25 protein-coding genes are annotated in these 25,515 nt (G+C 69.5%); 7 read left to right on the forward strand and 18 right to left on the reverse strand.

Translation table 11 applies throughout. The annotated features are described in order from the left end of the window. The first annotated feature begins 15 nt into the window (after positions 1-15). Positions 16-954: a methyltransferase domain-containing protein gene (locus ACVCL3_RS07290; RefSeq protein WP_447100846.1), complete on the forward strand. Its 939-nt coding sequence runs from the start codon at positions 16-18 to the stop codon at positions 952-954. Here ACVCL3_RS07290 and ACVCL3_RS07295 read toward each other — a convergent pair. The 15 genes from ACVCL3_RS07295 to ACVCL3_RS07365 all read right to left on the reverse strand — a co-directional run bounded on the left by ACVCL3_RS07295 (position 916) and on the right by ACVCL3_RS07365 (position 15,979). Next, complete coding sequence (locus ACVCL3_RS07295) at positions 916-2,055, reverse strand: glycosyltransferase family 4 protein (RefSeq protein WP_447100847.1); 1,140 nt, start codon at positions 2,053-2,055, stop codon at positions 916-918. The genes ACVCL3_RS07290 and ACVCL3_RS07295 overlap by 39 nt on opposite strands. Further along, a complete protein-coding gene (locus ACVCL3_RS07300; RefSeq protein ID WP_447100848.1) occupies positions 2,052-3,188 on the reverse strand; it encodes a glycosyltransferase family 4 protein in 1,137 nt (378 codons plus the stop codon). The genes ACVCL3_RS07295 and ACVCL3_RS07300 overlap by 4 nt, the downstream gene beginning before the upstream one ends. Positions 3,189-3,192: 4 nt before the next feature. Beyond that, positions 3,193-4,710 carry a B12-binding domain-containing radical SAM protein gene (locus tag ACVCL3_RS07305; RefSeq protein ID WP_447100849.1) on the reverse strand — a complete coding sequence of 506 codons (1,518 nt, stop codon included), beginning with the start codon at positions 4,708-4,710 and terminating at the stop codon, positions 3,193-3,195. Between the two features lie 25 nt (positions 4,711-4,735). Then, positions 4,736-5,437 carry a class I SAM-dependent methyltransferase gene (locus ACVCL3_RS07310; RefSeq protein ID WP_395116715.1) on the reverse strand — a complete coding sequence of 234 codons (702 nt, stop codon included), beginning with the start codon at positions 5,435-5,437 and terminating at the stop codon, positions 4,736-4,738. Between the two features lie 2 nt (positions 5,438-5,439). Further along, a complete protein-coding gene (locus tag ACVCL3_RS07315; protein WP_447100850.1) occupies positions 5,440-6,660 on the reverse strand; it encodes an amidohydrolase family protein in 1,221 nt (406 codons plus the stop codon). Positions 6,661-6,664: 4 nt separating this feature from the next. Then, positions 6,665-7,549, reverse strand: a complete 885-nt coding sequence (locus ACVCL3_RS07320) for a class I SAM-dependent methyltransferase (RefSeq protein WP_395116711.1) — start codon at positions 7,547-7,549, stop codon at positions 6,665-6,667. A 144-nt stretch (positions 7,550-7,693) separates the two neighbouring features. Further along, positions 7,694-8,512 (reverse strand): Wzz/FepE/Etk N-terminal domain-containing protein, encoded by an 819-nt coding sequence (locus ACVCL3_RS07325; RefSeq protein WP_447100851.1) that lies wholly within the window; start codon positions 8,510-8,512, stop codon positions 7,694-7,696. A 10-nt stretch (positions 8,513-8,522) separates the two neighbouring features. Beyond that, complete coding sequence (locus ACVCL3_RS07330) at positions 8,523-9,683, reverse strand: hypothetical protein (protein ID WP_447100852.1); 1,161 nt, start codon at positions 9,681-9,683, stop codon at positions 8,523-8,525. Continuing rightward, entirely contained in the window at positions 9,680-10,609 is a 930-nt protein-coding gene (locus ACVCL3_RS07335; RefSeq protein ID WP_447100853.1) for a glycosyltransferase, read from the reverse strand. The genes ACVCL3_RS07330 and ACVCL3_RS07335 overlap by 4 nt, the downstream gene beginning before the upstream one ends. After that, entirely contained in the window at positions 10,606-11,859 is a 1,254-nt protein-coding gene (locus tag ACVCL3_RS07340; protein ID WP_447100854.1) for an O-antigen translocase, read from the reverse strand. The genes ACVCL3_RS07335 and ACVCL3_RS07340 overlap by 4 nt, the downstream gene beginning before the upstream one ends. After that, entirely contained in the window at positions 11,856-13,013 is a 1,158-nt protein-coding gene (locus ACVCL3_RS07345; protein WP_447101575.1) for a DegT/DnrJ/EryC1/StrS family aminotransferase, read from the reverse strand. Before ACVCL3_RS07345 ends, ACVCL3_RS07340 begins: the two co-directional genes overlap by 4 nt. Then, entirely contained in the window at positions 13,013-13,945 is a 933-nt protein-coding gene (locus ACVCL3_RS07350; RefSeq protein ID WP_447100855.1) for a GNAT family N-acetyltransferase, read from the reverse strand. Before ACVCL3_RS07350 ends, ACVCL3_RS07345 begins: the two co-directional genes overlap by 1 nt. Next, positions 13,932-14,885 (reverse strand): hypothetical protein, encoded by a 954-nt coding sequence (locus ACVCL3_RS07355; protein ID WP_447100856.1) that lies wholly within the window; start codon positions 14,883-14,885, stop codon positions 13,932-13,934. Before ACVCL3_RS07355 ends, ACVCL3_RS07350 begins: the two co-directional genes overlap by 14 nt. A 6-nt stretch (positions 14,886-14,891) precedes the next feature. Continuing rightward, positions 14,892-15,557: an acetyltransferase gene (locus ACVCL3_RS07360; RefSeq protein WP_395116697.1), complete on the reverse strand. Its 666-nt coding sequence runs from the start codon at positions 15,555-15,557 to the stop codon at positions 14,892-14,894. Continuing rightward, on the reverse strand, positions 15,542-15,979 hold the full coding sequence (locus tag ACVCL3_RS07365) for a sugar 3,4-ketoisomerase (RefSeq protein WP_447100857.1): 438 nt from the start codon (positions 15,977-15,979) through the stop codon (positions 15,542-15,544). Before ACVCL3_RS07365 ends, ACVCL3_RS07360 begins: the two co-directional genes overlap by 16 nt. Positions 15,980-16,205: 226 nt before the next feature. Between ACVCL3_RS07365 and ACVCL3_RS07370 the strand changes: the two genes are divergently transcribed. The 5 genes from ACVCL3_RS07370 to ACVCL3_RS07390 all read left to right on the forward strand — a co-directional run bounded on the left by ACVCL3_RS07370 (position 16,206) and on the right by ACVCL3_RS07390 (position 21,251). Next, positions 16,206-17,564 (forward strand): cytochrome C, encoded by a 1,359-nt coding sequence (locus ACVCL3_RS07370; protein ID WP_447100858.1) that lies wholly within the window; start codon positions 16,206-16,208, stop codon positions 17,562-17,564. Between the two features lie 280 nt (positions 17,565-17,844). Next, complete coding sequence (locus ACVCL3_RS07375) at positions 17,845-18,657, forward strand: hypothetical protein (RefSeq protein WP_447100859.1); 813 nt, start codon at positions 17,845-17,847, stop codon at positions 18,655-18,657. Between the two features lie 76 nt (positions 18,658-18,733). Continuing rightward, positions 18,734-19,318 carry an RNA polymerase sigma factor gene (locus ACVCL3_RS07380; RefSeq protein WP_395116689.1) on the forward strand — a complete coding sequence of 195 codons (585 nt, stop codon included), beginning with the start codon at positions 18,734-18,736 and terminating at the stop codon, positions 19,316-19,318. Next, positions 19,315-19,950 (forward strand): zf-HC2 domain-containing protein, encoded by a 636-nt coding sequence (locus ACVCL3_RS07385; protein ID WP_447100860.1) that lies wholly within the window; start codon positions 19,315-19,317, stop codon positions 19,948-19,950. Before ACVCL3_RS07380 ends, ACVCL3_RS07385 begins: the two co-directional genes overlap by 4 nt. Then, positions 19,947-21,251 (forward strand): S8 family serine peptidase, encoded by a 1,305-nt coding sequence (locus tag ACVCL3_RS07390; protein WP_447100861.1) that lies wholly within the window; start codon positions 19,947-19,949, stop codon positions 21,249-21,251. The genes ACVCL3_RS07385 and ACVCL3_RS07390 overlap by 4 nt, the downstream gene beginning before the upstream one ends. 57 nt (positions 21,252-21,308) lie before the next feature. Here the strand turns inward: ACVCL3_RS07390 and ssb are convergent, their stop codons facing one another. The 3 genes from ssb to ACVCL3_RS07405 form a co-directional block, all read right to left on the reverse strand. Beyond that, complete coding sequence (gene ssb / locus ACVCL3_RS07395) at positions 21,309-21,818, reverse strand: single-stranded DNA-binding protein (protein WP_447100862.1); 510 nt, start codon at positions 21,816-21,818, stop codon at positions 21,309-21,311. Positions 21,819-21,981: 163 nt separating this feature from the next. Next, the gene (locus ACVCL3_RS07400) at positions 21,982-22,968 is read right to left on the reverse strand and encodes a DedA family protein/thiosulfate sulfurtransferase GlpE (protein WP_447097109.1); all 987 of its coding nucleotides are present in this window, start codon (positions 22,966-22,968) and stop codon (positions 21,982-21,984) included. Between the two features lie 148 nt (positions 22,969-23,116). Then, entirely contained in the window at positions 23,117-24,319 is a 1,203-nt protein-coding gene (locus tag ACVCL3_RS07405; RefSeq protein ID WP_447097110.1) for an MFS transporter, read from the reverse strand. A 132-nt stretch (positions 24,320-24,451) separates the two neighbouring features. Here ACVCL3_RS07405 and ACVCL3_RS07410 point away from each other — a divergent pair, with 132 nt between their 5' ends. Next, positions 24,452-25,453: a polyprenyl synthetase family protein gene (locus tag ACVCL3_RS07410; protein WP_447100863.1), complete on the forward strand. Its 1,002-nt coding sequence runs from the start codon at positions 24,452-24,454 to the stop codon at positions 25,451-25,453. Positions 25,454-25,515: the final 62 nt, after the last annotated feature.

The following is a 25,515-nucleotide window of genomic DNA, read 5'->3' on the forward strand; positions in this document are numbered from 1 at the left end:
CGAACGCAGCCAGCGATGGACGCCTCGCCCGCCCGCCATGCCGCGGACGCGGCGGCGCTGGCGGAGCTGCGCCTGCACTGCCCCCGCTGCAGGACCTCGATCGACATGCTGGCTTGCCCGGCATGCGGCTTCGTCGTCGCCGTCGAGAACGGCATCGCCCGTGCGCTGCCGCCGGAATCGGCCGCGCACCTGGCACGCTTCATCGCGGATTACGAGCGGATCAGGATGGCGGAGGGCCGTGGCAGCGAAAGCGAGGCGTTCTACCTCGCCCTGCCCTACCGCGACACCGGCGGAACGGATCGCGACCAATGGCGGATGCGCGCGCGCAGCTACGACTACATCGTGCGGCATCTGCTGGAAGGCAATCGCGTGCTCGATCTCGGCGCCGGCAACGGCTGGATGAGCTATCGCCTGGCCCTGGCCGGCTACCGGCCGGTGGCGGTCGACCTGCTTGCCCATGACCGCGACGGGCTGGGCGCGGCCCGGCATTACCGGGCGCGGCTGCCGGCGCTGTTCCCGCGCTTCCAGGCTGAGATGCGCCGCCTGCCGTTCGCCGACGCGCAGTTCGACACGGCCGTGTTCAACGCCTCGTTCCACTACGCCGAAGACGGCGAGGCCTGCCTGCGCGAAGCACTGCGCTGCGTGAAAGCCGGCGGCACGGTGATCATCGCCGACACGCCGTGGTACGCCCGCGATGAAAGCGGCCGGCGCATGCTCACCGAGCGTCGCGAGGTGTTCCTGCGCCGCCACGGCATCGCGGCGGATGCCATCGCCAGCCTGGGCTACCTCACCGACGAGCGGCTGCGCCGTCTGGCGGATGCGCTGTCGATCCGGTGGGAGGTGCATCGCCCGTGGTACGGCCCGCGCTGGGCAATGCGCCCGCTCATGGCGAAACTTCGCGGCCGCCGCGAGCCTTCACGGTTCCGGCTTTACCTCGCACGCAAGCCCGCGTGATCCGTGTCCACGGACGCGCCGGTACAGCGCTTCGAACAGGCGCGCGGTGCAGTCGGCGTCCTCCGCCAGCGCCAGGCACTGCGCGGCCGCGGCCATGCGCTGCCGCCGTGGTTCGTCGGCAAGCAGCTGCCGGATGCCATCGGCCAGCGCGCCCGCGTCACCGACAGGCACGCTGCACGCCGCCGCGGGCGACCACTCCACGAAGTGTCCGACCGCCGTGCCCACCGCCGGCACGCCGGCCACCGCGGCCTCCAGCAACACCAGCGGGCCGGCTTCATGCTGCGACGACATCACCAGCAGGTCGGCTGCTTCCAGCCACGGACGCAATTCGCGTTGCGTCTTGAAGCCGAGAAAATCCACGCAGTGTTGCAGCCCGAGCTGGCGCGCCAGACGCTGCGTCTCGCCACGCAAGGTATCCACGCCGACGATGGCCATGCGGAAGGCCGGGCCGTCGTCGCGCAGCATGGCCAGGGCACGCAGCAGGGTCGGCTGATCCTTCACCCGGTTGAGGCTGGCCACATGGATCAGCCGCGCCGGGCCGACGCGGCGCGCACGCGGCGCGAGCGGCGGCCAGGCTCGCAGGTCGACGCCGAGCGGCACACGTTGCGCCTCGATGCCGAGCACCCGCAATGCGTCGATGATCGGCGCGCTGGCCGCGGTGACGACATCGGCGGCGCGCAGCACGCACGCCTCGCGCAGCCTGCCCTTCCACTTTCGGCGCCCGCCGTAGCCGATCGCGTGCAACGCAACCAGTTCGCCGCCGGCGACATGCACCAGGCTGGGCAGCCGCAGCCATTTCGCCGCGGCGACGGCAACCAGGCTGCACGAGCCTGAGAAGATCGCGTGGACCAGGCCGAACGGCGCGCGGCGATGCTCGGCGCGGACTGCCGCGATCGCGCGCAGGCGCGTCCAGCCGGTGCCGATGTTGTGCACGGTGGCGCCGGCGAGTTCCCAGCGACCGGCCACCGCTTCCTGTTGCAGCGCGAAGACATGCACCTCATGCATGCGCGCCAGTCGTTCGATCAGCGCCAGCAAGGCGGGGATCACGCGGAACTCGCCGCCGCGATCCACCCCGCCCGGCACCACCAGCGCGAGTTTCACGACGCGCCCCGGCGCCGGTCCTCGCGCACTTGCGCGTACGCCTCGGCCCATTGCCGGCCCACGGCGGCGAACGACAGCGCGGCGTCGAAATGCGCGCGCACCCGTGCCGGCGGCATCCGGCTCGACCCGACGTCGAGCAGGGCCGCGGCGAGCCCCGCCGCGTCGCCGCAAGGCCACAGCTTGCCGATGCGGCCGCCATCGGTCAGCGCGCGGAACGACGGGATGTCGGTGACCACCGGCACGACGCCGCAGGCCAGCGCCTCCAGCAGGGCGTAGCCGCTGCCTTCGGCATGGCTGCCCGAGACGAACACGTCGGCCGCCTGCATCAGCTGCTCGACTTGCGCATGCGTCACCTTGCCCAGCAGATGCACGCGGCCGGCGAGCCGCGGATCGCCAACGATGCGCTGGCGCACGTCCTCCAGCAGCGGCGCATGGCCGAACACGCACCACAGTTGCAGGCCGGGCAAGCGCGCCGCCGCTCGCGCCACGCCCTCGAGCACGGTCAGCGGGTCCTTGTTGCGGTTCAAGTGGCCGACCCACAGCACGCAGGGCTCGCCGTGAAGGCCGGTTTCGGCGCGGGCCACGGCGCGGTCGCCAGGCGTGAAGCGGCTGCTGGATTCCGGTATCGCGAACACCCGCATGCGCGGCCCGAACATGCCGGCGACGGCGAACGCCTGCGCCTGCTCGCGCGCGGTGAAGGCAACCCCCGTGGCGGCCGCATACCAGCGCCGCCAGCGCCGGCGGCGCCACCAGCGCGGTGCCCGGTCGGCGTGGTCCTGCAGGATGATCGGCAGCTGCGGCAGGCACTGCGCGATCGCGAAGGCGTCCTCGGCAAAACCCAGGCTGTGCCCGTGCAGCACGTCGGCCCGGATGTCGCCGAGCAGGCTGGCGAAGCGGCGGCCCCGGTTGGTCGCCGTTTCCAGTCCGCGGATGTCGACGAAGTGGTAGTCGATGCCGCCACGCGTGATCCGCTCCTCGCGCGCCGCCGCCTGGATCACCGACACGCGGGTGCCGGCGCTGGCGGCCGCCTCGGCGATGTCCGCCAGCGAGTGCCACCGCTCCAGCACCTCGGCCGGCGCGAGTCCCGCCGGCGCGGGCAGGAAATTGAGCTGCGCGACGTGCACGGCGCGCACCCCGCTAGAGGCCCGACACCTGCGGCATGCGCAGACGCACCAGGCGGTTGACCAGCTCCAGTTCCCACGGCCGATCGTACCTGCCGTAGCGATAGCGCCAGAGCGCCATCGCGCTCAGGCTGCGCTTGGCCCACGGCGGCGAGCGCAGGTCCTGCACGGTGGGAAAGCGGCAGCGCAGCACGGTGACGAAATCCCGGATGCGCCGGCGCAGCCGGTCGTCGAGCCAGGGCGCGTCCGCGTGGCAGGTGTAGTCGACCCAGCGCGGCTGCGCCCATTCCTCCGCCGTCGTCGGGAACACCACCGGCGCGCCACGGAGGTCCAGCAGCGGCTTGCCCGGCCGCCTCGCGCGGTCCTGCTCGTGCCGGCTGTTCTCCGGCAACGGCGTGTAGACGTAGATGACGATCTCGGACTGCGGATTGATCCGCTTCAGCGCGCGGATGAACTCGAAGGTGTGCTCGGTCTCCTCCTCGGTGTTCTCCGGCGGTGCGACCATGAAGGACAACTCGGGGATCACGCCGTGCCGGCGGCACAACTCGACCACCGCCATCGTCTGATCCGGCCGCGTGCCCTTGCGGATCTCCTTGAGCATCTGGCCGTTCGGTGATTCCGCGCCGATGTACGCCATCCGCAAGCGGCTCTTGCGCACCAGCCTCCACGCCTCCTCCGACAGGTTGAGCAGCGCGTCGGCGCGGGCGAAACACCACCAGGGCATCTCGAACCTGGCCATCACTTCGAGCAGCGGCAGCATGTCCCGCTCGCGGTCGAAGAAATTGTTGTCGAAGTACTGCACCGAATCCGCGCCCAGCTCGTGCTTGAGATAGCCCAGGTCGCGCTCGAGTTGTTCCGCCGCCGGCAGCACGGTGGTGCCGCCGAACATCGCGGCCACGCCGCAGAAGGTGCAGCGGAACCGGCAACCGATCGACGCCTGGTGCGCGACGGTGCGGCGACCGAGGTAGGTGCGCGCCAGGTAGCGCCGCGGGTCGCCGAGCTTGTCGTAGGGCAGCACCATGCCGTGGTCGGCCAGGCTGAAACGGCGATTCGGGTTGTGCACGACCGCGCCGCCGCGCTTCCACGACAGCCCGCCGATGGTCGCCAGCTTCGCGTCGGCCTTGCCGTCCAGCGCGGCAATCAGCTCGGGCAGGGTTTCCTCGGCCTGCCCGCGCACCGCGTAGTCGACGTAGGGCGCAGCCAACGCGGCGTCGGGGTTGAGCGTGGGGAAATAGCCGCCCCAGATGATCGGCACCGCCGGGAAGCGTGCGCGGATCGCACCGGACACGGCGATTGCCGGCGCCAGTTGCGGGCCGCCCATGACGCTGACGCCGACGGCGTCGAAGGCGTCCTGTTCCATCGCGCGCAAGGTGTCGCTGACGAAATCGCGGTCGACGTTGCCGTCGATGATCTGGCTGTCGTGGCCGTTGCGCTCCAGCGCCGCCGACAGGTGCAGCAGCGACAGCGGAAAGCGCGCGCTGCGCCGCGAGGTGATGGTCGGGTTGATCAGCAAGGTGCGTGAGGCAAGGGTCATGGCAGGAGCCTGCGAATTCGGGGAGTCACGGCTCGCGCCGCAGCTGGAACACCAGTGCCACGGGAACCTCCAGCGCGGTGCGGTCGAAGCGCGCATCGGCGGGGATGCCGGCCGGGTCGAGCATCGGTTCCAGTACCTGTTCGATGCGCAGCCCGAGCGCGGCGCAGGCCGCGTGCCAGTGGCTGTACAGGTGCTGCGTGTGCTGCACGGCGTAGTGCCGGCCGTCCGACTTGAAATCGCGCAGCCAGCCCAGCGCGTGCCCGATCGGATGCACGTCGCTGCACAACAGCGTGCCGCCGGGCCGGGTCACCCGGCGCAGCTCGGCGAGCGATCGCTGCAGATTGTCGAGATGGCCGACGACCAGGCCGCAGAGCGTCAGGTTGGCCCGCGCATCGGGTATCGGCAGTGCTTCGAGGCTGCCTTGAACCAGGTCGATGTCCGCGGCGGCCTGCCACCGGGCCAGCTCGGTGCCGGCGCGCGCGAGCATCGGCGCCGACAGATCCACGCCGATCACGCGCGCCGCGCCACGTCGCAGCGCGTGCAGCATGTAGCGTCCGCTGCCGCAGCCGACATCGAGCACGGCCGCTCCCTGCAGCAGGTCCGGCATCAGCGCGAGCATGGCGCGCTCCTCCGCCTGCATCACCGGGTTGTGGGCGCGGGCGGGATAACTGGATGCCCACAAGGCATACGCCTCGGCCGGCATCAGCATCGGCAAACGCGGCAGCATGGCTAGCCGGCCTCCATGACGAGATCGCGCGCGTGGTGCGCGGCTACCAGTTCGAGGCCGGGTTCGAGCGCCACCAGCGCCGCTTCGGCCAGCGGCCTGGCCAGCAGTTTCGGTCTGCCGTCCAGCGTCACCGGGACGGTGTCCATGCCGGCGACGTCGAACCATTCGGCGAAATCCGGATCGGCGATGCGCGGCACGCCGTGGCGCACCACCGCCCGGATCTCGCTGCGCGAGATGCCGACCAAGCCGCAGCGTTCGTCGCCGCCGCGATCCTCGACGATCACCAGGTCCGCCGGCGCGCCCGGCGCCAGGCTGCCGACCGCGGACAGCCGCAGGATGCGCGCGGCCTGGCTGGTGGCCAGGCCGAGCAGATGGCCCGGGCTCAGCTCGCCGCGCGCGGCGATGCCGCGCATTTCATCGAGCAGGTCGCGGGCACCGCTGAGCCGCGAGTCGCTGCCCAGGGCAAGCCGGCCCGCCGCGCACAGGCGCCGCGGGTCCAGCGAGCGCCCGAGCAGGTTGCGATTGCTGGTCGGACACCAGACCACCGCCGCGCCGCGCTCGATCACCCGATCGGTGTCCCGCTCGCTCAGGCCGACACCGTGGACCAGCACGCTGTTCGCCGCCAGGCAGCCCATCGCGTCGAGCCGGGCCAGTTCCGCCTGCGCGATCGCGTCGGTGCCTTCGGCGAGGTGGATCAGCCAGGGCCGGTCGGCGGGCGTGGCGGCGAAACTCTGCCGGATCGGCGGGCCGTAATCGGGCCAGCCCAGCGCATAGCTCCAGCCGTAGTCGCGCAGCACCGCAACCGGGAAATCCGGCTCGTCGAGCGCCGCATGCCAGGGGTCGTGATGCGCCACGCAGGTGGTGCCGGCAAGCAGGTTCTTCAGCGCGCCGTGGCGCAGCCGCAAGGCCTTCGGCACCTGCAGCGCGGCGATCACCGCCGGCTCCCCGAAATGCGTCCGGAAGGCGGCGATCCACGCATAACTGTTGGGAAACGGCGCGCAGGCTTGCAGCGGCGGCACGGCGTTGACGTGCAGATGATCGTGCGCGTTGATCAGGCCGGGGAAGACCAGATGGTCGCGCAGGTCGATCCGGTACGCCCGCGCGGCCAGCGAGGAACCGATCCGTCCGGCGCGGATCGGCAGCGGCACGCGCGAACTGGCCTCCGCGGTGACCGAAACGGCCCGGCACAAGCTGACGTCCATCGCGGCCTGCAGGAAGTCCATGCGCTCAGCGCCGCCGCATCACGATCAGGAAATGGTCGCCCATGTCGCGCAGCAACGGCAGCGCGCCGAGGCGGTCGTCAAGCCGGCCCAGCCGTTCGTACCAGCGGCGCCGGCGACGGTAGCAGTCCACCAGGTACGGCGGCGGCATGAACAGGCTCAGCGCGCGATAGCCCGCCAGCGAAAAGTGCCCGGCGAAGGCGCGGTAGAACTCGCGCGGCAGGTAGTAGCAGGTCCAGATCGTGTGGTGGTTCATGCCCACCGCCGTCGCGCCGCGCGCGGCGCGCACGCCGGCCCGCCTGAAGCGGCCGCGCAGCGCGTAGTGGCCCAGCTCCCACGGACAGATCCGGCCCATCACCGAGAAGACGAGGCTGCCGCCGGGGCGCAGCAGGCGCGCGCATTCGGCGGCGACGGCAGCGAGATCCGGCGCGCAGTTCAGCGGGCCGAAGTTGGAATAGATGCCGTCGAACTCGCCGTCGAGCCGATCGAGTTGCTGCACGCCGAGGTGGGCGACGGTGACGCGCGACTGCATGGCCGCACCCGCCGCGCGCGCCCGCGTGCGCTCGACCATCAGCGGCGACCAGTCGGTGGCGACGACGCGAAAGCCGCGCCGGGCGAACTCGAGTGCGTCGATGCCGGTGCCGCAGCCCAGGTCGAGCAGGCGGGCGCCGGGTTGCACCTCGCTGTGCACGACATCCCACAAGGTCGTGCGCATGCGCTGGATCAGTTCGTTGTTGCCGCGCGGCCCGTCGTAGTCGGCGGCCACGCTGTCGAACGCGCGCTGCGTGTCGAGCAGCTGCGCCTCGTCCAGCGGCGCGCGCCGCGGGGGACGGCGGACGCTGCCGGCGGGCGTGGCGCGGTGCCCGGATTCCTGCTTGTGCACTCCACGCATATCGAACGAACTCCGTCCCGCCATGACGCCGGTTTTCCTTCAGCACGACACCTTCGGGTGCAGCCAGGGTCGCCCGCGACACGTCACGGGCCTGACCGGTGAGTGCATGCAGATGCCGTTTTGGTTGAACGCACCGGCAAACGTTCAGGCGATCCGTCGCCGGCCGGCCTTCGCCACGGCCGCGCATGCGCCGAGGAACAGACCCAGCAGGAGGCCGATGCCCCAGGTCAGCTCGGGATTCGGAAACGCCTGCCTGTCGGGCACGTAGACCGGCCACACCATCGAGGTCTGGTAGGTGTAGGTCGGGCCGAGGCGTTCCATGAGATCCATCCTCACTTGCCGCAAGCCGCGGATCTCCTCGTTCTTGTTCGCCAGCAGCAGGCTGGCGAGCACCGGGCCCTGGGCGTCCTTGCTGCCCGGCACAGCCGCCTGCCGATAACGGTCCCGGTCGGCCTCGGCGGTCCGCAGTTCGACCTCGTTGCGGGCCAGGCGCTCACGCGCCGCCTTCAGCGGCACCTCTTCCAGGCGCTGGTGGATCGCACCCAACCGGGCCACCGTCGCCGTGGCCAACTCGGCGGCCTGCTCGCGGGAATAGGCGCGCACCCGCAGGCGGATCAACGGGCCGGCATAGGGCAGCGGCTCCAGCTTCAGGCTGCTGCGATAGAGCTTTGCCACCGACGAATCGCGCGCGTAGCCGGCGCCTTGCAGGACCTCGTTCTCGAACGGCACCAGTTCCAGCCGTTCGATCACGCGCAGCAGTGGCTCCACCTTGGGGTCCTGGCCCGACAGCACTTGCCCGACCTGCCCGATCTGGATCCACGCAGTCGCCTCCCACTGGCGCTTCACCGTGTGCGCGAAGACATAGGTGCAGACCAGGACCAGGATCAGCACGCCCGCGAACCAGATCCATCCGCGGGTGAAGATCCGCCAGAGGTCGATCAGATAGATTTCGTCTTGTTCCATGGTTGGGCACTCACTGGGTGGAGGGGGGAGACGCGATTCGCGCGGTGCCCGACGCTGCCGCTCGCCGATTCGGCAGCCAGGCCGCGAACGCCTGCATGAGCAGGCACAGGCCGATGAAGCCGGCGTTCGTCCACGTGTAGGCCTGCGGCGCGAACGGCGCCATCACGCAAACGTAGGACACGCGCAGGAAGATCAGCAGCGCGAACAGCGATACCGAGGCCCGCAGGCGCTGCACGCTCCAGCGCAGCATCGCGTAGAGCACGACGATGGCAGCCACCGCGCCGATCGGCCCCCACGCCATCAGGAACGGAAAGAACTCCGTGCCCACGTTGATGGTCGGCGCGTCCAGCGGAATGCCGGTGCCGGCCGTCGCGACGGACCCGCTCAGCGGAACGACCTGATGGGTGAGGAAGCTGGTGTTGACGTAGCCCTTGGCCAGGATCGCGCTGAAGTTGTAGGGCCCGGCGCTGGCGTAGAGCAGCAGCCACTTGACGCCTTCCGGCACCGCGCGATACATCGCGCTGAACGGCAGGGTGATGTAAGCCAGCGTCCCGGACCGCAACATGCCGAGTACCGAGAAGACACTGACGCCGGCAAAGCCGAGCAGGCCGACGGCCCTCCACGGCAAGGGCCTGGCCTCGTCCCGGCGCAGCAGGATCACCAGCGCGAACGAGAACACCGTCGCGAACACCCGGTTGCGGTCGATCACCAGGATCGGAAACAGGAAACCGATGGCGACGAGCGTGGTGCGCAACCACCGGCTCCTGGCGCACAGCAGCCCGATCGGCGGCAGTACCCAGCAGATGTCCGACACGTGCCGGACATGTTCGCGCCCGTCCCCCATCGCGGCATAGGACGAGGGATTGTTGAACAGCGGTATCGGGAACAGCGCCAGGTCGAGCACGCAGAACAACGCGACGACGCCCGCGAAGGCGAGCGCGACGAACGCATCGCGGGTGCCGACGTAGCTGCGCGCGCGAAACCGCGCGGGCGACGGAATCCTGATCCCCGCCTGGACATCGAACAGCAGGATCGCCGCGGCGACCACCGCCAGCAGCAACAGGCCCGACAGGTAGTCGACGGGAAGATCGTAGGTCAGCAGGGTCAGCGCGCACGCCAGCAGCAGCGGCAGTGCGAGATACGCCGAGGGCAGACACGGCAACCGTTTCATGTCGCCTCCGCGCCGCGGTGGCCGGATGAAGGCCGCAGCCTCGACAGCAACCGCAACCAGGACCAGGCGAGCAGATGCCGCGCCAGCGACCACGACTGACCCTGCAGGAACGCGATCTTGGCGCCGATGTAGTGCGCCTGCGCCCGCAGCAGGGTCCGGTACGGCTCGTCGAACAGGCACGCCCGGCGCAGCGCGACCTGGCGCGACTCGGCGAGGTTGCCGATCCGTGTGGCGGTGTGCCGCGTCCGGCTCAGGTTGGTGCCGTGGATGCGGTAGGCGCACACGCCGACGTCGATGAAGCCGAGCGCATCGCGGGCCGCCAGGCGCAGGAACATGTCCCAGTCCTCGATGCGCAGGCCCTCGCTCCAGCGGTCGACGGTGTCCAGCGCGCTCCGCCGCATCAGCGCCACCGGCCCGCCGATCGCCCAGTGGCTGATGATGGCGCGGCGGATGCCGTCGTCGGACCGGTACAGCGTCTTGCTGCCGCCGTGCAGCAGGCCCATGCCGCTGTCATGCAGCTTGTTGTCGTCCTGGTCGACGACGATCGAATCGCCGATCACTGCGCCCTTGTCCGGATGCGCCAGCAGGTAGCGCACCTGCGCATCGAGCCCGCCGGGCAGCAGGTAGTCATCGCTAGCGCCGGGACGCAGGAACTCGCCGCTCGCGCGCGCCGCCAGCTCGTTCAGCGTCGCCGCGATGCCGCGGTTCTCCCGCCGCACGTACTCGATCGGGATATCCATGCAGTGCGTCGCGACCCAGTCGGCGATCCGCTCGGCGGTGCCATCGGTGGAGCCGTCGTCGATGACGATGAGCTCCTTGGCCGGATACGGGTCCTGCAGCACACTGTCCAGGCAGCGCTGCACGAAACGCTCGTGGTTGAACGCCGGTATCAGCACGGATACCAGCGGCACGTCGTCGCTCATCATCGCAGCCCTCCCAGGTAACGCCGGGCCACCAGCAGATTGAAGACCAGATACAGCACATAGTTCGCCGCGAACGCGTAGATCGCCCCGACCACGCCGAAGCGCGCCGCCAGCACCCAGACCAGCGCGAGATAGCTGGCCGCGAACACGCATTCGGAGATGACGAACAGTTTCGTCATCGCCTTGGCCAGCATCAGGTAGGAAAGTACGAAGGAGGCGATCTTGATGACGTCGCCGACCAGCTGCGGGCCATACAGCGCGTTGGCGGCGGCGAAATCCGGCGTGAACAGCAGCCAGGTCACCCACTCGCGCAGCACGTACACCATGGCCGCCAGCACCACCACCGCCGGCAGGACGTAGCGGCAGGCGGTGCGCAGCTCGGCCAGCAGCGCCTCGCGTCCGTGCGTGGATGCCAGCTTGGGCAGGTAGTAGATATTGATCGCCGCGGTGAGAAACAGCAGATAGGCATCCGACACCTTGCCCACCGCCTGCCAGTAGCCGACTTGGCTCCAGCCGAACTGCAGCGCGAGGTGGTCCCGAATGGCGATGTTGACCAGCGGCGGCAGCAGCGCGGACGTGAGAGTCATCACCGAGAACGTCGCCAGCCGCAAGGTCATTTCACGGTCGTAGCGCAGCCGCAGCATGCCGCGGCGGAAGTACGAGCTGCGCCACCACGCCGGCACGCCGACGACCAGCCACAGCACCTGGCTCAGCACCAGCGCCAGCAGCGCGCCGTACAGATGCAGCCAGCGCGCCAGCCAGACCATCATCACGATGCCGATCACCGATCCGCTCACCTGGATCAGGGCCAGCCGGCGCACGTCCATGAAGCCGTTGACCACCGCGAGAATGTAGTTGAGCAGCGCAATGCCGAGCTGCGCGACGGCGAGCACGCGGATCAGGCCGGCATAGCCCGCATCGTCCAGCAGCCACAGCGCGAGCTGCCGGCTCAGCAACAGGGCAAGACCGCCCATCAGGCAGGAGGCAAGGAACGCGTACCACAGCGCGGCGGACAGCAGGCGCGACAGCCGCTGCGGATCGTCGCGGTACTCGGCGACGTACTTGACGATGGCCGAGCTGATGCCGCCGCCGGCCAGCACCGCCAGCAGCGACATCAGGCTCATGAACTGGCCGAGCTTGCCCACGCCCTCGGGCCCGGCGAACCATGCCACCAGCTTGATCGCCACCAGCCCGGCGAGCAGCCGCGCGGCGGTGGCGATGCTGGTGTAGAAACCGGTGCGGACGATGTTCATGCGCCACGCCCGAACGCGTTGCACGCATCGATCACCCGCTCCACGTCGCCATCGCGCAAGGTCGGCCCCAGCGGCAGGCTCAGCACCTCATCGCACAGTCGTTCGGTCCGCGGCAGGCGGCAATCCCGCAGCGCGGGATACGCCGGCTGCCGATGCGCCGGCACCGGATAGTGCACCTGGGTCTGGATACCGTGGACGTGCAGATGCCGCTGCAGCGCATCGCGCCGTGCGCAGCGCACCACGAACAGATGCCAGGCGTGCTGCTCCTCGCGGGCCACGTCCGGCAGCCGGATCTGCGGATGGCGGATGCCATCGCGATAGCGGCGCGCCACCCGGCGACGCCATGCCACGTCCGCATCGAGATACCTCAGCTTTACCCGCAGCAGCGCCGCCTGCATGTCATCCAGGCGCGAGTTCACACCCTGGAACAGATGGTGGTATTTCACGTCGGAGCCGTAGTTGCGCAGCGCCGCGATGCGCTGCGCCAGCGCGTCGTCGTCGGTCACCACCGCGCCGCCGTCGCCCAGCGCGCCGAGATTCTTGGCCGGGAAGAAGCTGAAGGCGGCCGCGTCGCCGAACGCACCGGCTTTGCGCCCGTCACGTGCGGCGCCATGCGCCTGTGCCGCGTCCTCGATCAGCAGCAAGCCGTGCCGCCGGGCCAGCGCCTGCAGCGCCGGCATGTCGGCCAGCTGGCCATACAGATGCACCGCCATGATCGCGCGCGTGCGCGGCCCGATCGCTGCCGCCACACAGGCCGGATCGAGGTTGAACATCGCCGCGTCGGGTTCCACCGGCACCGGCACCAGGCGGTTCTCGCTGATCGCCAGGAAGCTGGCGATGAATGTATTGCCGGGCACGATGACCTCGTCGCCCTCGGCGAGAACGCCGAGCTCCTTGTAGCCGCGCAGGATCAGCGACAGCGCATCCAGCCCGTTGCCCGTGCCCACGGCATGGCGCACGCCGCACCAGGCGGCGAACTCCCGCTCGAAGGCCTTCAGTTCGTCGCCCAGCACATACCAGCCCGAATCGATGACGCGCGCCGCCGCAGCCTTCAACTCGTCGGCGTACCGCGCATTGACCTCACCGAGGTTCAGGAACGGGACGTCGCCCGAGGCAGCGCCTGCCGGTCCGTTCTTCATCACGACGGAGCCCATCACAGCGGCCACTCGTAGAAATCGTGCGCGATCCCGCGCGCGCCGAAGTATTCCTTCTGCGCGACCAACCCGCTGTTGAGCACCGTCCCGGCCTGCTCGGTGGATACCCCGAAGGAGAAATACTGCCGGCCCGCATACGTGCTGCCGATCAGCGCGGCGAGCAGGAAGCTGAGCGCATCGAGCTGCCGCCCCTCCTCGGAGGCGGCCAGGTACTGGGTATGCACCACGCGGCCGAAATCGTAGACGAGGGCACCGGCCAGCAGCACACCCTGCCTGTGCGCCTCGTGCAGCACGATCCGGCGCGGAAAGCGCGCCTGCAGCAGGCGCAGTTCCGCCAGGCTGTGGGTCGGCGTCACCTGATGCTTGCGCAGCACGTCCGACAGCAGCGCGTGGAACGATGCCGGATCGGTGTCCACGTGCAGCTCGATGCCTGCCCGCCCAGCCTTCCTGATCGCGCGGCGCCGCGGCTCGGTGAAGCGGAACGGCTCCTGCAGCGCGATGACGGACGACAGGTCGCGGCGCACCAGGCGCGCACCCATGCGCTGCAGGGCGTACAGATCCTCCTCCGCCGGATACGCGTGGAATACGTGCGGCACCGCCTTGTAGACGATGCGCTGCACGCCATGCGCGCGATACCAGCCGGCCATCTGCTCGAACACGGCGAGCGTCGATTCGGCGCGCAGGGCGTGGCTGCTGATCAGGCCGGCATAGGTGAGCCCGCCATGGCTGGTCACCACGTCGCCCAGCCTGCTCGCCGGAAACACCGCCGCGGCCTCTCCGCGGCGCTCGATCATCAGCGAGGCGTCGATGAAGCGGTCGGCGTGGTAATCCATGTAGCCGCGCCGATGCAGCAGATTGCCGTTGCGCGAGTGTTCGACCACGGCATCCCAGGCGCCGGCATCGGCAGCCACGTAAGGCCTAACCGCGAGCATCGGCGCCACCGTCGAGGTGCGACGCGGGGGCTTCGGCCACGCCGAAGCCGTCCACGCCCATGTCGTTGCCGTTGTAGAACATCAGCAGCTTGTCGCGCTGGCGGACAAGCGCGGGGTAGCAGAGGGTTCGCGCATCCCAGCCGCTGGCGGAGAGTGTCAGGCCCAGCGACTCGTCGCGGCGCTCCCAGTGGACGCCATCGTCGCTGCACGCCATGCCGGGAAAGTATTCGCCGCCGAGATTGCCGCGGGTGAAATACATGACGTACTTGCCGTCGAAGCGGTACACGCGCGGCCGCCCGATCCGGTACTCGCTGCCGCGCGGCAGCAGGCAGACCTGGTCCTCGCGCGGCATGACGCGCAGATCATTGGTCTGTGCACAGCGGATGTGGTAACGCGGAAACGGCTGGCCGCCGATGATTTCCCAGTCGTCGCCCACGGCGTACCACAGGCGCCAGCGACCACCCTCGTGGAGCGCCGAATGCACCGCACCGATGGTGCTGCGACCGGGCGCGCGATCGAGGATCGGCGTTTCCTGCACGCGTCGAAAGTGTTCGCCGCCGTCGGTCGACAGCGCCAGGCCGGTGAAGGCCAGGAACTTGGCCTTGGCCACATGCTGGAAGCCGACGTAGAACAGGTGCAGGCCGCCCGGTCCGTCGACCACGTCGCCGAGGATCATGCCGTTGTCGTCAAAGCAGCCGCCCCGGCCGATGTCGAGCACCGGCTCGGCGCTGACGCGCACGATCGTCGCCGGATCATCCGCCCGCACGTCGACATAGCCGATGCGGCTGACGCCGTCGCCATCGCGAAAGCCCGCGTAGACGCGGATGCACTCCTCGTCGAGGCGATACGGCGTGGGCGTGAGCGCCGAGTGGCGCATCCAGCCGCCCACGCCATGCCGCGCGGTCTCGAACACCAGCCCCTTTTTGGTCCACTCGAACATGCGCATTCAGAGCTTCACGTCGAAGCTGGACTTGTCCGGCACGGCGCGCGCAGGCGAGCCGACGTAGATCCGGCCCGGCTCGGTATCGCGCGTCACCAGCGCGCCGGCGCCGATCACGTTGTCAGGTGCCACCTTGACGTGGTCGTTGAAGGTGGTGTTCACCCCGACGAAGCTGCTCTCGCCGATTTCGCAGTAACCGGAAATGACCGCGTGCGAGGCGATGAACACGTTGTCGCGCACCACCGTGCGATGCCCTACGTGGTTGCCGCTCCACAGGATGCAGTTGCTGCCGACACGCACGAACGGCTGGATCACGTTGCCCTCGAAGATGAAGCTGTTCTCGCCCACCTCGGCATTGCGCCACACGAAGGCACGCGTGCTGACATAGGTGGCAAGCCGGTACCCGCGACGCTTCGCCTCCCGGTAAAGGCGCGTGCGCAAGCGGTTGAGCTGGCTGGACGGGACGGCGACGAACACGTCCACGTCGGCCGGTGGGTAATCCGCTTCGAGTGTTTCGAAGGCGACCACCGGACGCCCCGCCAGCGTCGGCTGCACCAGGTAGTCGCGCTCGACACTGAAGGCCACCACGTCGTGGTCGCTGTCGTGTTCGAAGTACTCGCAGGCGATCTGCGCGAACTCGCCGGCGCCGACCAGGACTAGCGGCCTTGGCATGCTGTCATGTCCGCCAGTTGCATGCTGCCGCTGACCTCACGCATGAAGTCGGCGTAGTCGGTGATGTAATCGTCCGGATCGAACAGGTGATCGGCCAGCACCATCAGCACGCAGTCGTCGCTGAAATCGTAGAGCTCGCGCCATACCATGTTGCCGAGCAGCAGGCCCTGGGCAGGATCATCGAGCACGACCTCGACCGCGCCGCTGCCGTCATCCAGCAGGAAGGTCACCGAACCGCGCACCGCCACCGCCAGCTGGGTGAGGTGACGGTGCGCGTGCCGACCGCGGTGCACGCCGTCCTTCGTGGCGAAGATGTAGTACACGCGCCGGATCGCGAAAGGCACGTTGCCGCCCTGTTCCAGCGCGACGAGCATGCCGCGGTGGTCGCCATGCTTGAGCAAGGGGACGCGTTGGATTTCCATGGGTCGGATCCGGCTGCAAATCATGGGATGGCGACTTACATGGCTGAGTGCCGCCTGGCCGGCCGAAGGTTGCGTCGAAGCGCGCGAAGGGTCGGCACAACCTTTCGCGGCCCGTGCGGCACTTACCCGCATCTTGCGGCGACGCACCGGCACGGCCGGGCGGCATCGCCGACGGGCTCACGGCCGCTGAGCGGCTGCCGCATCCGTTCAAGACGAAGGAAACCCCATGCTGCCTTTCCCGCACCGACCCGCGATTCGCCGATCCGGAACCCGATACCCGTGGTATGGCCTCGCGCTGCTGCTGTTGCTCGCCAGCGGCGCTGCCCAAGCCGTTCCCGCGTTTGCGCGGCAGACCGGTTACGTCTGCGCGGTCTGCCACTCCAGTGCGTACGGCGGCGGCGACAACGGACCGGCGCTGACGCCGGCCGGCATGCGCTTCAAGCTCGGCGGCTATACCGAGGCGAACATCAGCGGCGCCCTGCCGCTGGCCGCGCAGGTCACGCTGGCGCACACCAACCCGCTGCGCGGCGACAGCCAGACCCGGCTGAGCGAGGCGGACCTCTACCTGGCCGGACGACTCACCGACCACGTGGGCGGCTTCGTCAAGATCGAGGCCGACAACGTCGGCGACGGCAAATACAACACCCGGCTGCGCAACCTCGACCTGCGCTTCGTCGCCAGGACGCTCAAGTTCATCGGCAAGGACCTGACCCTCGGCGTGAGCGTCAACAACAGTCCCGGCTTCAACGACCCGCTGGCCGTCCTTCCTGCGGCATCGAACCTGGGCCCGCCGGGCGTCACCGGCACCTTGCTCAACCTTTCCAGCCCCGCGGCACCGGCCAACCGCGTCATCGGCGCCACGGTCTACGCATTGTTCGACTCGAACTGGTACGGCGAGGTCGGCACGTACAACTCGATGCAGCCCTCGGTGCAGGATCGCCTGGGCTATTCGACCGGCGGCGATCCGGGCAAGTTGAGCGACACGGGATACTTCCGCTTCGCCTACATGAAAGAGTTCAAGACCCAGTTCGTCTCGGCCGGCGTAGTGGGCCTGTCGACCAAACGCCAGCGGCCCCGGCAAGGGCTGGCCGACGACGTGACCGACCTGGGTTACGACCTGAGCTACCAGTACCTGGGCAACCGGCAGAACATCCTGCAGCTCAGCTACGTGAACATCTTCGAGAAGCGCGATTACGGCAGTACGCCGCCCAGTCCCGTCGTGCCGGGCCTGCTCGCCTTGCCGCAGGGTTCCGCCCGCGACCAGATCGCGACCGCCATCTACACCTTCAGGCAAAGCTACGGCATCGCCGTGTCCCACATGGTGAGCACCGGCTCGCGCGACCCCGCCCGCTATGTGCCCTACGGCAGCCCCGACAGCACCAGCAACCTGGTCAGCGTGTTCTGGGTGCCATTCGGCAAGGAGTCCTTCAGCTCGCTGGCCAACTTCAGGATCTACGCCACCTGGTTCCGTTTCAGCCGGTTCAACGGGGCCCGCACGAACGTCTTCGGCGCGCCGCCCGGGGCACCGAAGACCGATGCGGCGGATCTGGGCGCGTTCACGATTTCCGCGAGCGCGGCATTCTGAAGACGTGCACGGACGCCGGCACGCGGGGCCCGCGCTGCCGGGCGGGCGGGCCTTCAGGGCCGACTCCGCCGACGGGCCCTCTCTTCACCGTGCGGATCGGCTATAACGGGCGCGCGCCTTTCGTGGCGCGAGCAGGCCATGCAAGGCAGCCATGCCCGGTCAGTCGAACAATGAAGCGATGTGGCCCGATGGCCTCCCGGCCAGGTCTTCCGACGCTGCGCATCGTCGCTGCGCACGTCCACCGCACGGCAGCGATGCACCTGGACACCAGATAGATCCCATGGCCGCAGGTTGCCCACGACACGCAAGCATCGCGTTGCACCGATGCCGCACCGGGTTCGGCCGCCGCGGCGGGCACCTCGCCCGCACCGGGCTGGCCTGGCTTGCGCTGGCGGTGGTCGCCTGCCATCCCGCGCTGCTGCACGCCCAGTCGGCGCCAGGGACCACCGGCACGGTCGCGCTCAGCTCGCAGCTGGTCGACCGTGGGCTGGCGATCACGCCGGCCACGCCCGTCGTCCAGGCGGCCGCCTCGTGGACCTCGTCGACCGGCTGGTCGGTGGGCCTGTCCGGGAGTGCCGAAGCCCGTTCGCCGGGGCGCATCGCCCAGACCCTGCTCCAGGGGGCGCGCCACTGGTCGCTCTCCGCCGACTGGCAGATGCAGGCCGGCCTGCTCTATTACCACTACGCCGGGGGTGTCGGCGCGGCCGTCCACGACCGCGGCGAAGTCGGGGTCCACTGGCTGTACCGGGACACCCTGGCGTTTGGCCTGTCAGCCAGCCGCTTCATCGGCTCCGGCGACCGGCGGACGCGTGCCGCCGCCGACCTCGATTTCCATTGGCCGTTGACGGAGCATGCCTTCCTCTCCGCGGGCGCCGGCGTCGCCCACGTCCCGCCGGCGCGCTACCGCCGTCATGGGCATTACCGGAGCTACGATCGCGACGGCTTCTACCGCTATGGCCAGATCGGCCTGATGTGGGTCAACGGGCCATGGCGGCTGGAGCTCGATCGTGTCGTGACCGACCTGGGATCGTGGCAATCGACCGGATACGTGAAAGCGCAGCCCTGGATGGCCACGATCTCGCGATCGTTCTGATGCACCGGCAACCTTTTGCGGCCGAAACGGCACGCACGCACCGACCGACCGCGTTCCAACCACCTCCGGCGAAGCCATGAACGACGCTGATACCGACGCTGATGCCACCGACCGCATGCTGCTCCAGCGCATGTCGACGGGCGACCGCGCCGCACTGGCGGTGCTGTATCGCGGCTACCACGGCAGGTTGTGCCGCTTCCTGTCCCGCCTGACCCGGCGTCCCGACATCATCGAAGAGGTCATCAACGACTGCTTCTGGATCGCCTGGCAGAAAGCAGGCAACTTCCACGGCGATTCGCGCGTTTCGACCTGGATCATGGGCATCGCCTACCGCTGCGGGTTGAAGGCACTGCGCCAGCATGGCGACGAACCCGTCGCCGAGGATGCCGTGCCGGAAAGCCGCGTTCCGGCCCACAACCCGGATGAGGACCGCGAATTGCGCGACTGGCTGGGCAAGGGCCTCGTCCACCTCTCGGTGGATCAGCGAGTGGTGATCGAGCTGGTCTACGGCGTGGGACACTCGCTGGATGACGTTGCCGCGATCATGCAATGTCCGGTCGGCACGGTGAAGGCGCGGCTGTTCCATGCGCGCGTGAAGCTGCGCAACGTCCTTCCCTCTCTGGCTGGAGACTCGCCGATGCGCGAGGAGAACGTGCCATGACATTCCAGACGAATCCCGATCGGGACTGCGCCCAGGCCTGGGAAGCCATGCCCTGGGTGCTGCAGGGCAGTGCCCCGCGCGAGCAGGGCCAGGCGCTGATGAGCCACCTCGTGCACTGCGAGGAGTGTCGCGCCGAGTTTGCGCGGCAGAGCCGGCTGCAGCTGGCGATGTCGCTGCCCTCCGATGTGCCTCTCGACGCCAACGTGGGGCTGAAACACTTGCTGGGCCGCCTCGATGCACCGGCGCCGCAGGAAGCCCCCGGCCGTTCGCGGACGGCCAGCTGGCTGACTCGCGCCCTGGTCGCCGCGGTGCTGGTCCAGGCGCTCGGCATCGGCGTGCTGGGCATGAAGCTGTGGTCGGAAGGCAGCCTCCCACGCTATCGCACCCTCAGCGAAACGGCCCAACCCGCCCCCACGGGTTCGATCCGCGTCGTGCCCGACGCCAGCATGAAACTGGCCGACTGGGACGCACTGCTGCACGCCATCGGCTTGCAGGTGGTGGGTGGCCCCAACGACGTCGGTGCCTACACGGTCGTGCCGCAGGACTCCACCTCGACCGAGCAACACGTGCTGCAGCAACTGCGCGCCGCCCACGGCATCCGCCTGGCCGAGCCCGTCACCAGCACGCCATGAAGGTCGGCATCCTCGCCCTCGCCGCCGCGATGGCGCTGAGTGCCTGCGCACACTTGCGGCCCGCGCCAGCCGGCGACGACCCGGTTCGCGCCGGGCGCCCAGCCGTCGCCGGCGTGTCTTCCATGGACAGCCGGCGCGATATCGTGCTGGCCGTCGCCAACCCGCTGGTGCCCCCCGCCACGCATGCCGGTTCCAGTGTGCTCGGTTATGTCTCGTCGGGAAATTACGGCATCGGCCAGCGGGCGGCGTCGACACTCGCCGCGCTGAAGAAAACCTACGGATGGCAGGAGGTGGCCGGCTGGCCGGTCAAGGCGCTGGACCTGTACTGCATCGTGCTGACGCCGCCGGCCGGCATGCCCCGCGACGCCCTGCTCAAGGCCCTGGCCGCCGACGCCCGGGTGCGGCTTGTCGAGCCGCTGCAGGACTATTCCGTCTACGCCAACCCGCCGCCGCGGGATGCGCCGCGCTACAACGATCCCTATGCCGGCCTGCAGCGCGGCTTTGTCGAAACCGATGCCGCGCTCGCGCACAACCTCAGCCAGGGCGCCGGGGTCGAGGTCGCGATCGTCGACACGGGTGCCGACCTGGCGCATCCCGACCTGCACGGGCGCATCCGCGACACGCGCAACCTGGTCGACGCGAACCGCACGGCATTCGACCGCGACAACCACGGTACCGAAGTGGCCGGCATCATCGCCGCCGACGCCAACAACCGGCAGGGCATCGTGGGGATCGCACCCAAGGCCTTCCTCAGCGTCTACAAGGCGTGCTGGTATCCGCCGGCGTCCCACGCCGGCGCACGCTGCAACACCTTCACCCTGGCCAAGGCACTGGCCGCGATCATCGATACCGATACGCGCATCATCAACCTGAGCCTGGGTGGCCCGGCCGACCCGCTGCTCAATGAGCTGCTTGCACGGCTGCTGGAGCAGGGCCGCATCGTGATCGCGGCGATGCCGCCGGACGGAAACGTCGGCGGCTTTCCCGACAGCGCGCCGGGCGTCATCGTCGTGCGCACCAGCAACGCGTCGCGGGCGCCACCCGGCGTACTGAGCGCCCCGGGCAACGACATCCTCACCACCCAGCCGGACGGCGGCTACGACTTCACCTCCGGGTCGTCCATGGCCGCCGCGCACGTGAGCGGCATCGCCGCCTTGCTGCTGTCGATGGCGCCCGGACTGGACGCGCGTTCGGTGCATGACCTGCTGCTGCAGAGCAGCCGGGTTTCCGACGGCACGCTGCAGGTGAATGCCGCGTCGGCCGTCGCGCGCCTGCGCAACGAGGAAAAAGGCGGGCCCTGACGAGAACAGCCCGCCGGAGGGCGGGCTGTCGGGGGCAACCGCCTCGGCGGGCGTGTCCTAGAACGGAATCTCGTCGTCCGTGAAGCCGTTGTCGGCCGGGGCCGGCGAGGACGGGCGCGAGGAGCCGCGATCGTCGTTGCCGCGGGACTGGCCGCCGTAGTTGCCGCCGCCCTGGCGCTGGCCGCCCTGCGGACGTTCGCGCTGGTAGCCGCCGCCACCGCCGCCGCCCTCATTGCTGCCGAGCATCTGCATCTCGTTGGCGATGATGTCGGTGAAATACTTTTCCACGCCATCCTTGCCGGTGAACTTGTCGGTGCGGATGGAGCCTTCAATATAGACTTGGCGGCCCTTTTTCAGGTACTCGCCGGCGATCTCGCCGAGGCGGCCGAAGATCTTGATGCGGTGCCACTCGGTGCGTTCCTGCTTTTCGCCGCTCTGCTTGTCGGTCCACGACTCGGAGGTGGCCAGGCTGAAGCTGCATACGGTAGTGCCGCTGCCGGTGCTGCGTACCTCGGGGTCCGAGCCCAGGTTGCCGATCAGGATGACTTTGTTGACGCCACGTGCCATGGATGTGTCCTCGGTTGAGCCGGTCGCAAATTCTGCGAGGGGTTGCGACCGGAGTGGTGAAACTGGCTGGCTATCATAACCGCGAGAGGGGCTCAGTCCAGCGGCCGGGAGCGGAAACGAGCGTGGGTATCGGCCCGGTCTGCCGTGCGTACCTGTCGACGCCTCAGGCCAGCGTACCTGCCGCCTGCCGGTCCACCGCATCGCCCGCGACCGGCACGTGTTCGACGCCGTAGCCGGCGGCGTCCCATGCCTCCAGTCCGCCGAGCAGCGGCCGCACCCGGCGGTAACCCTGGGCGATCAGTACCTTTGCCGCGCGCGCGGCGGATACCTCGTTCGGGCAGTTGCAGTAGAGCACCAGCTCGCGGTCGAGCGGGATGTCGTGGACGGTGCGATCGATGCCCTGCGCATCGACCAGCAGCGCGCCGGGCACGACGCGGGTGTCGAGCTGGCGCGAGGCCTCGGGCCGCACGTCGACCACCACCGGGGCGCGCTCGGTACGCATCGCCTGGTGCAACTCGTCGACCGTGATGCGCGCCATCCGCAATGTGTGCAGCAGCCGGCGCCGTTGCCACCAGCGCGCCAGCACGTACAGGACCAGCAGCGCCAGCAGCAGCTGGATCGCCAGCGTGCCGGCGCTGGCGACAGCGGACAGCACGCGGTCGACGCTCGCGGCAAAGGTGTAGCCCAGCCCGGTCCACAGCGCGGCCCACAGCAGCGACCCCAGCCCGTCGAACAGCATGAACGCAGGCCAGCGCAGCCTCATCGCGCCCACCAGCGACGACCCCACGGTCGACAGCCCCGGCACGAACTTGGCGACCAGCAACACCTGCCCGCGCCAGCGCTGGAAACGCAGTTCCGAGCGTTGCACGCAGGAGTCCGGCGACAGCGAGATGCGGCACAGCAGGCGCATCACCCCGGCACCGTAGCGCCGGCCGGCGACGTACCAGAACGAATCGCCGAGCAGGCAGCCCGCCACCACCGCGGCCATCGTGCCGGCCAGCGCCAGCGGCCCGCCGGCGGCCGCCAGCGAACCGGCCACCACCAGCGTGGGCACGGCCGGCAGCGGCGCGCCCAACTGGGTCACCAGCACGTTGAGGAACACCAGCAGCACGCCGTACTGCGCCATCAGCGCGATGATTTCGTGAGCCATCGGAGCCGTACTCGATGCAGCGAAGCCGCCGAGTCCCCATCATTGGCCCGCCCATCGGCGAATGCAAACCCCGGCGCGAGTCCATCGCGTAGGGCGGGCACCGCCCGCCGTTTGCCGGATCACGAAGAGCTGGCGGGCGGTGCCCGCTCTACGCGATCTGGGCTTCGCCGGCGGCCTGGCGACCGATCCGGCGCGAGCCGACGATCACCAGCGGCAACCACAGCAAGGTGAACGCGGCGGCGCAGGCAAACACGCCATCCGGGCCGAGCCGCCCCAGTGCAATGCCGCCGAGCGCGCCGCCGACGAAGGCGCCGATGAACTGGCTGGTCGAATACGCGCCCATCGCCGCGCCGCGCAGATGCCCCGGCGCCAGCCGCGAGACCAGGCTGGGCAGCGCGGCCTCCAGCAGGTTGAAGGCGGAGAAGAACACCGCCGCGGCCACGCCGAACGCGGCCAGGTGGCTGCCGGACAGCGCAAAGCCGAGCAGCGCCAGCCCGATCGCCACCACGCAGACCGTCACGATGCGCAGGCTCTGCGCCACCTCGCGCATGTGGTGCAGGCTCGCGCCCATCACGAACGCGGCGACCGTCATCACCGGCAGGTACAGCTCCCAGTGCCGGTTCACCGGCAGGTGCAAGGTGTTCGCCAGCAGCAGCGGCAGGCCGACGAAGCTGGCGGTGAGCAGCGCGTGCAGGAAGAACACCGAACCGTTCAGCACCAGCATGCGGCCGTCGCGCAGCATGGCCAGCACGGCCCCGAAACCCGCCGCCGCCGGCGCCTGGGCGCGCGCCGGCGTGGGCACGATCAGCCACAGCAGCGCCAGCGAAACCAGCGCCAGGATCGAGGTGGCGGCGAACAGCCCGGGCAAGCCGGCGACCGCCTCCAGCGGCGGCCCCAGGATCAGCGCCAGCAGGAACGCCAGGCCGATCGACACGCCGATGATGCCCATCGCCTTGCCGCGGTTTTCCTCGGCGGTGAGGTCCGCCGCCAGCGCGATGCCGGCGCCGGCCACCGCGCCCATGCCCTGCACCGCGCGGCCGACCACGATGCCGGCCAGCGTATGCGACATGGCCGCGATCAGTCCGCCGATGGCGAACAGGATCAAGCCGATGGTGATCGCCGGCTTGCGCCCGATCCGGTCCGACAGCAGCCCCAGCGGAATCTGCAGCAGCACCTGGCCGATGCCGTAGACGCCCAGCGCCAGGCCGATCATGAAGCCGGTCGCGTCGGGCATCGCTTTCGCGTACAGCGAAAACACCGGCATGATCAGGAACAGCCCGAACAGGCGCAGGCTGATCACGCAGGCCAGCGTCAACGCACTGCGTCGTTCGAGGCTGGAGAGTTTGCTCACCGGGAAAGAGGTGTCGGGACGGGCATGGCCCGCATTATAGGGGCGAGTCCCGCGCTGCCGTTTGCGGCGACATGTCGCGGCGCAAGTTCCTGCAGACCCTATAATCGCGCCTTACGCCGCTGCGATGCACCCATGAATTCGATGCCTGCCGACGCCAACCGCCCCGCCGACTTCGCCCAGGTGCGCGACCTCGCCGCCGCCGACATGCAGCGCGTCGACGCACTGATTCGCCGCCGGCTGTCCTCCGACGTGGTGCTGATCAACCAGATCGCCGACCACATCATCGCCTCCGGCGGCAAGCGGCTGCGCCCGATGCTGCACGTGCTGGCCGCCGGTGCCGCCGGCTACCGCGGCGAGCACCACATCAAGCTCGCCGCGATCATCGAGTTCATCCACACCTCCACCCTGCTGCACGACGACGTGGTCGACGAGTCCGACCTGCGTCGCGGCCGCAAGACCGCCAACGCGCTGTGGGGCAACGCCGCCAGCGTGCTGGTCGGCGACTTCCTCTACTCGCGCTCGTTCCAGCTGATGGTGGAACTGGACGACATGCGCATCATGCGCATCCTCGCCGACACCACCAACACCATCGCCGAAGGCGAAGTGCTGCAGCTGCTCAACATCGGCAACGCCGACGTCAGCGAGGCGGCCTATCTCGCCGTGATCGAACGCAAGACCGCCGTGCTGTTCGCCGCCGCCACCGAACTGGGCGGCATCCTCGGCGGCCTGCCCGAGGACCAGGTGGCCGCGCTGCGCCACTACGGCATGGAACTGGGCTACGCGTTCCAGATCGCCGACGACCTGCTCGACTACACCAGCGACGCCGGCACCCTGGGCAAGAACATCGGCGACGACCTCGCCGAGGGCAAGCCGACCCTGCCGCTGATCTATGCGCTGGAAAAGGCGAGCCCGGAACAGGCGCAGTCGCTGCGCCACGCGATCGAACACGGCGGACTCGACTCGCTGGAACGCATCATCGCCTCGATCCGCGACTCCGGCGCCCTGGAACGCACCGGCGACCGCGCCCTGCGGCATGCCCAGGCCGCGCGTGAAGCCCTCGCCACCCTGCCGCCTTCGACGCATCGCGATGCATTGGCCACGCTGGCCGACTACTCGGTGCAGCGCACGTTCTGAACGTTTTGCCCTTGGCGCGGACGTGGCCGTCCGCGCGTATGTGCAGGAGCGGGCGAGCAAAA

Source organism: Rhodanobacter sp. UC4437_H4 (genome assembly GCF_052978425.1).